This is a genomic window from Cyclobacterium roseum, assembly GCF_010119225.1.
Classification (GTDB): Bacteria; Bacteroidota; Bacteroidia; order Cytophagales; family Cyclobacteriaceae; genus Cyclobacterium; species Cyclobacterium roseum.
This window is the reverse complement of the sequence record NZ_WNKF01000036.1, coordinates 1-4,394: the sequence shown is the minus strand read 5'-3', so window position 1 is coordinate 4,394 and position 4,394 is coordinate 1. Positions and strand designations below refer to the sequence as shown.

The following is a 4,394-nucleotide window of genomic DNA, read 5'->3' as shown; positions in this document are numbered from 1 at the left end:
GAAAAAAAACAACTAAATTAGAGGCTGCCCGACTTTTCGGACAGCCTCCTGGGGGATTTAAGGACGAGTCACATTGAATTGCAACCGCAAAAACAGGTCATGTACGAAAAAATTTGCCTTCCTACCCTTGTCAAGATGAATTTGGCATGTTTTGGATTACTGCAATAATCCTTGACTCATCCTAAATCCTGAACGGTGATTGCTGCCAAGTCGATCTCGATCTTTCAACGGTTCCAACAGGATTCAAAACACAACGTAATGGTAGAAATGGACCTGAAAGTTCAATACGAACCGGTTATATGGTTTTATGGATAGCCAATGAACCCGAGATTTGAATGAATGCTTATATCTAATTGCTTCCAAAAGTAATCATTCCAGCAAATCGTACGGTTTTATAATCAAACTCAAGCCTATATCCCACAAGTGGCGAGGCTTAAAACATTTTACTTGTTGTCATTGATCAAGATAACGATCAACCAATAAAGATATTCGTTGGAAAATCGCCCTGTTGTTTCTACCTTTTCCTTGTTAAAAAAGATTACCTTGAATCAAACTATCCGTTTCAACAAACCAATTATTACTATGAAAAACTACCATAACCGACTTGGATTTTGTTCAGGCAGTCTAAAAAATAGCGTTGTTTTGGTACTTGCACTATCCTTTTTTGTTTTAGAAGGTTTTTCCCAAAGCTACCCCTCCTTAACCGACCCGTTCAGACTAAGCCAGTTGGAACCTCCCCAGGGTAAGGTTCAAGTGGTGATTGATACGGATACGTATAACGAAATTGACGATCAATTTGCGGTGGTTTATGGGTTGCTTTCACCGGATCAAATGGAGGTACAGGCCATCTATGCGGCACCTTACCTCAATAACCGTTCTGTCAGTCCCAAGGATGGCATGGAAAAAAGCTTCGAGGAAATTGAGCGGCTGTTGGGTAAATTGGACATGAAGCGGGAAAATTTTGTTTACCGGGGTTCGGATGCCTTCCTTGAAAGCCTGGACAAACCAATTGAAAGCCCGGCTGCCCAGGATTTGATTAGTAAAGCAATGAATTCGGATGGACCCCTGTATGTGCTTACATTGGGGGCTCCAACCAACGTCGCTTCTGCCATACTCATAGAACCGGAGATCATTCATAAAATTGTAGTGGTTTGGCTGGGAGGCAAAGGGCTAAATTGGAAAACGGCCACCGAATTTAACCTGATGCAGGACCCCATAGCTTCGCAGGTTCTTTTTGATTCCGGGGTCCCCCTTATCCAACTCCCAACCCAGCCCGTTACCTCTCACCTTCTGACCACGGTGGCTGAAATAGAAACATACCTGCAGGGAAAAGGTGAAATCGGCGACTATTTGGTCGAGATTTTCAAAGATTACCATAAAGGCGACCCCTTTGGATGGTCCAAGGTGATTTGGGATATCTCCGCCATAGCTTATGTGATCAACCCCGGTTGGTTTAATACCGAAATCAGAAGTACTCCCCTACTCACCGATGAGTTGACCTACAGCGTTGACCATACCCGGCACCTTTACCGGGTAGCCACCTATTTGAATCGGGACAGGATATTTGGAGACATGTTTAAAAAAGTCGGTGAATATACCATGGAATGAGCGGGGTGCACTAATTAGGAAGTACCGGGAATGGGTTCGTTTACAATTGGTTCCCTCCGTCTTCCCTTCGAATGTTGATTTTATCCCAGGAAATATGCTATGGCCCAATAATTGAAGCCCTTAAGAAAAGGCCTGACTTCAAGTAGGCTAACAGTAAACGGCATTCGAAATAGAAGCATCACATCCATGAATAAGATCAAAAATAGTAAGGCTGTAGTAGGGTTCGTTTTAATTGTTTTGGGTTTTTCAGCTATGGGGTTGATTGAAAATCCTGTTCTGGAAAAAATCCAGACCAATCTATCGGTTTGGAGAATCAATTATGCTCCTGAAAAGGTATACCTTCACCATGACAAACCGTACTATATGTCGGGAGAAGTCATATGGCTTAACGCGTATCTGGTCCATGCTTCCGATTTAACACCCAGCGATAAAAGTAAAATCCTATACGTAGACTTGATCAATGATAAAAATGAGCTGGTAAAAAAACTCACACTTGAAACGGAAGATGGAAGAACCAATGGAGATTTGTCCCTTCCAGGCGATCTTCAGGAAGGGGAATACACCTTGGTTGCCTACACGAATTGGATGAAGAATTTTGGCAAAGAGCAGTTTTTTAAAAAACCCATCTACATCTGGTCTCCGGAATCAAATGATAAAAACCCAGACCCGACGGTCAAGTCCGATCCGGACTTTCAGTTTTTCCCGGAAGGAGGAGAAATGGTAACGGGTATCTCCGGAAAAGTGGCATTCAAGGCAACTGGGCCTGATGGTCAGGGAATTGAAGTAACAGGAGAGGTATACGATGACACCGGTTTGAAATTGACGGATATCGCTTCAACCCATGTGGGAATGGGTAGCTTTCGTATTACTCCGGACAGCGCCCGATCCTATTTGGCAAAAGTTACTTTTGAAAATGGTACTACTAGGGAATACCCTTTGCCAAAGGCTTCCCCATTAGGGTATGGGATGAACTTTGAAAGCCAGGGGGAGCGGATCGAAATTACTACCGTCACCAACCATCCAACGGGTGAAAACGTATTGCTTACAGGCATTGCGGGAGACCAATTACGATACAGCCAGGAATTTCGTATGATCCCCAATGAGGAAAATCGATTGGAAATTCCCAAATCAGCATTTCCAACCGGCATCGTAAGGTTCACCCTGGCAACAGCCGCAGGTGAGCCCCTTGCCGAGCGGTTGGTTTTTATAGACCATGCAGATCAATTAAGCCTGACCATCAGCTCCAATCAGCAACAATTTTTAAGCAGGGAGCAGGTAATGCTTGAAATTGAAGCCAAAGACCCGAAAGGAAATCCAGTAGCTACTTCTTTTTCACTGGCAGTCACCGACGATCAGTTGGCCAGTCGGGAAAGCAATGGCATGAAAATCCAGTCTTACCTGCTGTTGACCTCTGATTTAAAAGGGTATATTGAAGCGCCGGGATATTATTTCAACCCTGAAAACGAAGACCGCCATGCCGCCTTGGACCTGCTGATGATGACCCAGGGATGGAGGAGGTTTGCCTGGAAAGACATCCTTGCAGATAATTTTCCAGCCATAGACCATTCGCATGAATTTGACATCCGCATCAGCGGGAACCTACAAAAGGACAATGGCGATCCCATACCAAACGGAGAAGCCATTTTGTTTTTGAAGGATAAATACCAAACATTTATTGCCACCGAAACCAATGAAAATGGAAATTTCGTTTTTGAAGGCTTTCATTTCAACGATTCCATTGATGTGTTGATCCAGGGTACCGATGCCCGCGGAAGAACACGCAATGTAAATGTTAGCATTGACGATGAGGTGTATTTTCCGCTACTACAAGCGACCGGAAATTGGTCCACCGAATCGGCTGTGGCTAGGATAAACCGGGACTACTTTTCTCCGAGCCTGCCTTTGTTTCAGGGAATTGAAACCGATATCAGCAGTTTGGAGTTGGGAGAACTATTACTGGAAGAGGTAGTGGTGGAAGGCAGGGCAGAAATCTCCCGGCCCTTTACCCTGCACCGGAATGCAGACATGACCATTGAGGCCAATCAACTTCCTCCAGCCCCTTCCGGGAATATCCTGGAGGTATTACAAGGAAGAGTTGCCGGTCTCCAGGTCGTTCGATCCGGTCCAAACCAATTCAGTGCGGTAATCAGGGGACAAGGTACACCACTGTATTTGCTGGATGGGGTACCGGTGGATGAAAGCATGGTGCAAAGCATCAATCAATATGACATCAGCAGAATCGAAATTCTAAAGAGCCCCGGTAATACGGCGATTTATGGCGGCAGAGGTAGTGGTGGTGTAATTGCGCTATTTACCCAAAGAGGGCCAAGCGAAATAGAAGAACCGGAAACCGGAGATCACATAATCGTCCAACGAATAGGGGGCTTCAGCAAAACCAGGCAGTTTTATTCACCAAAATACGGAGAAAATACACGGTCGGAAATCCCTGATTTCAGAAGCACCATCTATTGGAACCCAAATGTCAGGACCAATGAAAAGGGCCTTGCTCAGGTCACCTTTTTCACCGCTGACAGAAGCACCTTATACCGGGTAAATGCAGAAGGCATTTCCGAAAAAGGGAAAATCGGCCAGGCAGAATTGATGTTGGAGGTGTATTAGGAGTCACAGGAAAACGGAGACAAACTAACTGAGGGAAATGATTCGATGGGATGATGGGAGAATGTGGTGATGTGGTGATGTCACTGATGTCACTGCGTGGGTGCCAATGGATTCTAATCGGATGGTCGTAGTCGCTCGGGCACCCGCGGCAGTCTGTCGGAATACGT

Annotated in this window: 2 protein-coding genes; both read left to right on the top strand. The window is 45.2% G+C overall.

All coding sequences use genetic code 11. From position 1 onward, the window contains the following. Positions 1 to 582 precede the first annotated feature (582 nt). Positions 583 to 1,608 (top strand): nucleoside hydrolase, encoded by a 1,026-nt coding sequence (locus GJQ68_RS22920; RefSeq protein ID WP_162419593.1) that lies wholly within the window; start codon positions 583 to 585, stop codon positions 1,606 to 1,608. A 186-nt stretch (positions 1,609 to 1,794) separates the two neighbouring features. After that, positions 1,795 to 4,227: a TonB-dependent receptor plug domain-containing protein gene (locus GJQ68_RS22915; RefSeq protein WP_162419592.1), complete on the top strand. Its 2,433-nt coding sequence runs from the start codon at positions 1,795 to 1,797 to the stop codon at positions 4,225 to 4,227. Positions 4,228 to 4,394: the final 167 nt, after the last annotated feature.

Bases quoted from the DNA above. Each gene is read 5' to 3' on its own strand.
- GJQ68_RS22920 (WP_162419593.1), top strand. From the start codon at position 583: ATGAAAAACTACCATAACCGACTTGGATTTTGTTCAGGCAGTCTAAAA.
- GJQ68_RS22915 (WP_162419592.1), top strand. From the start codon at position 1,795: ATGAATAAGATCAAAAATAGTAAGGCTGTAGTAGGGTTCGTTTTAATT.